The following is a 3098-nucleotide window of genomic DNA, read 5'->3' on the forward strand; positions in this document are numbered from 1 at the left end:
GGTGCATGACCTGGATGTCGTCCGCGAAGTGGTCGAGACCGAAGGCGTGCCCGAGCTCGTGGATGAGGACCAGGCCCATGGTCTCGGTGTTGGGGTCGTCCATGGTCATCGGGTACTCGGCGCCGTAGGCCATGTTCATGGTCACGCCGGGCTTCGCGATGCGCCAGGTCGGCTTCCTGCTCTTCTTGAACCTCGCGATCGGGGACCGCCCGGTGCCGCCCACGCCCACCGCGCCGACGAGGCCGGGGTCGAGGTCCTGGTGCGACCAGGCGATGACGAGGTCGGTGCCCCGCGGGTGGCGGTCGCCGCGGATCGGGACGGCGGTCGTGGTGCCGACGTACTTGGACCGGAAGCCGGTGGCACGCTCGAGGAGCTCCATCGCCTCGAGCGTGATCGGCACCGCGCCGGGGCCGCCGAGGCCGGGGTTGATGCGGTACTTGATCGTCTCGCACGGGTTCCACCGGAAGGTCAGTCCCTGGCCGGAGAAGGGGAGGTACGACGAGGTGGCACCGCGGGGGGCCCACGGCACGACCACCGTGAACTTCTTGGCCTTGAAGGCCTTGGCGCGGAAGCGCTTCTTCTGGGGGACCAGGACGCGGAGCTTGTGGGCTCCGTACCAGTCGAAGGAGCCGGTGAACCTGTACGTGCCCTTGCGCTTGGTCTTCGTCTTGTCGATGGTGTGCCAGCCGTCGGCCCACTTGACCTGCAGGACGACCCTGCGCTTCGGGCCGGAGGCCTTGCCCTTGATGGCGTAGCCGGAGGTGCCGGCCGCCCAGGTGGTGCTGCCGTAGGACACCCTGCCTTTGGTGCGCTTGCCGGCGGCGGTGRCCGGCGCGGCGGCGAAGCTGGTGAGGATCAGGGCGAGCACGGCGACGAGCGCCACGCCTCCCAGGCGAGATCGGTGCGTCATGTGGTCCCCTCGTGGTGGTGTGGATCACCTGCCTCGTTCCACCGGGTGTCGGGTCGCAAACCCGCCACGCCGATACTGGTCCACATGTCCGCCCTGTCGTCCTTGCTGGCGGACCGCCGACGGCTCAAGAACGTGGCCGTGCTGGCCTTTGTGGTGGTGCTGGTCAACCTGCCGCTCGTGATGTCGTCGTGGACCGACGCGCGGGTCGACAGCGCCGGGACGGACGTGCGCGCCGAGGTCACCGCCGCCCGCAACCTCGGCACCGACGCCGAGCCGCGGTGGTGGGTGAGCTACCGGTTCCCCCGGGACGTCGACCCCGAGCAGGGCACCTGGGCCTCCGAGGTCGACCGGGACACCTGGACGGACGCCGAGCAGAGCGGGTCCATCACGGTGCGGGTCCTGGAGGGCCAGCCGTCGCGGCACACGGCCTCCGGGGAGGTGGCCGGGCATGCCGGCCTGTGGACCACGCTGGTCGCCGACGCCGTGCTGCTCCTGGTGCTGGGCCTCCTGTGGCGCTCGCGACGTCGCCGGTCGGACCCATCCGATCCCGCACCTGGCTCCGAAGGACGCGCATGACCTCTTTGGGCGACTTCAAGGCCACCAGCATCGACGGCACCGAGACCGACCTCGCGACGTACGAGGGTCGGGTGGTGCTCGTCGTCAACACCGCCTCGCAGTGCGGCTTCACCCCGCAGTACAAGGGACTGCAGGAGCTGCAGGACACCTACGGTGAGCGCGGCTTCACGGTCCTCGGCTTCCCGTGCGACCAGTTCGGCGGCCAGGAGCCGGGCAGCGACGACGAGATCGCGTCGTTCTGCGAGCGGAACTTCGGCGTCGACTTCCCGCTGTTCGCCAAGGTCGACGTCAACGGCGACGAGGCGCACCCGCTCTTCGCGTGGCTGCGCAGCGAGAGGTCGGGCCTGCTGGGCGGCAAGATCCGGTGGAACTTCACCAAGTTCCTCATCGGCCGCGACGGCGCCGTGATCGACCGCTTCGGCCCCACCACCAAGCCGGAGAAGATCGGGTCCGACATCGAGTCGGTCCTCTGACGCACCGCGCGCCCCGCGCGCCCGTCCCGCGTCCGTCTCACGAAACGCAGGTGACTTGCCCGTAACCTCCGCGGCGGGGGAGGGTCGGGCCATGGCTGCCACCGCTTCGTCGTACTCGATCACCATGCGGTTGCACACCGCTCCCGACCACGGCGTCGTGGGCACCGTCGCGACCACCATCGCGGAGGGCGGCGGGGTCGTCACCGCCATCGACGTCACCGAGTCGCGGCACGACCGCCTCGTCGTCGACGTGACCTGCTCGGCCTCCGACGAGGCCCACTCCAAGGAGCTCGTCCGGGCCGTCGAGGCCCTCGAGGGCGTCGTGGTCCACAAGGTCAGCGACCGCACCTTCCTGCTCCACATCGGCGGCAAGATCTCGGTCGAGTCCAAGGTCCCGCTGCGCACCCGCGACGACCTGTCGATGGCCTACACCCCGGGCGTGGGCCGGGTGAGCATGGCCATCCACGACAACCCCGCCGACGYACGCCGCCTCACCATCAAGGGCAACTCGGTGGCGGTGGTCACCGACGGCTCGGCCGTCCTGGGGTTGGGCAACATCGGTCCCGGCGCCGCGCTGCCCGTCATGGAGGGGAAGGCGGCGCTCTTCAAGCGCTTCGCCGACATCGACGCCTGGCCCATCTGCCTGGCCACCCAGGACACCGACGAGATCGTCCGCGCGGTCGAGATGATCGCGCCCGGCTTCGGCGGCATCAACCTCGAGGACATCGCCGCCCCGCGCTGCTTCGAGATCGAGCGCCGGCTGCGGGAGTCGCTGGACATCCCCGTCTTCCACGACGACCAGCACGGCACCGCGATCGTGGTGCTGGCGGCGCTCACCAACGCGCTGCGCTGCGTCAAGAAGTCCCTCGGCGAGGTGCGCATCGTGGTCTCCGGGGCCGGTGCGGCCGGCACCGCGATCGTCACGCTCCTCCTCGCCGCGGGAGCGGGCGACGTCGTGGTGGTGGACCGCGAGGGCGCCCTGTCGGCCGACGACACCACCCTCTCCCCGGCTCATCTCGAGCTCGCGGGGGTCACCAACCCGCGCCGCGCCACCGGCAGCCTCCACGACGTGCTCGTCGACGCCGACGTCTTCATCGGGGTCAGYGCCCCGGGCATCCTCGCGCCGGAGTGGATCGACG

General features: G+C 70.6%; 4 protein-coding genes. 3 read left to right on the forward strand and 1 reads right to left on the reverse strand.

Going from position 1 to position 3098, the window contains the following annotated elements:
* Positions 1-910: hypothetical protein (locus tag ACXJKL_RS18135; RefSeq protein WP_457208400.1), on the reverse strand; the 910-nt coding region annotated here is incomplete at its 3' end.
* Between the two features lie 84 nt (positions 911-994).
* On the opposite strand from ACXJKL_RS18135, the gene ACXJKL_RS18140 reads away from it, so the two are divergent.
* The 3 genes from ACXJKL_RS18140 to ACXJKL_RS18150 form a co-directional block, all read left to right on the forward strand.
* The gene (locus ACXJKL_RS18140) at positions 995-1486 is read left to right on the forward strand and encodes a hypothetical protein (RefSeq protein ID WP_457208401.1); all 492 of its coding nucleotides are present in this window, start codon (positions 995-997) and stop codon (positions 1484-1486) included.
* Positions 1483-1959: a glutathione peroxidase gene (locus tag ACXJKL_RS18145; RefSeq protein ID WP_457208402.1), complete on the forward strand. Its 477-nt coding sequence runs from the start codon at positions 1483-1485 to the stop codon at positions 1957-1959. Before ACXJKL_RS18140 ends, ACXJKL_RS18145 begins: the two co-directional genes overlap by 4 nt.
* 91 nt (positions 1960-2050) lie before the next feature.
* Positions 2051-3098 (forward strand): malic enzyme-like NAD(P)-binding protein (locus tag ACXJKL_RS18150; RefSeq protein WP_457208403.1); only part of this gene is annotated, 1048 nt, incomplete at its 3' end.

It is taken from the genome of Nocardioides sp. P5_C9_2 (assembly GCF_054049555.1).

Coding starts and splice junctions, on each gene's coding strand:
- ACXJKL_RS18140 (WP_457208401.1), top strand. CDS start 995: ATGTCCGCCCTGTCGTCCTTGCTGGCGGACCGCCGACGGCTCAAGAAC.
- ACXJKL_RS18145 (WP_457208402.1), top strand. CDS start 1,483: ATGACCTCTTTGGGCGACTTCAAGGCCACCAGCATCGACGGCACCGAG.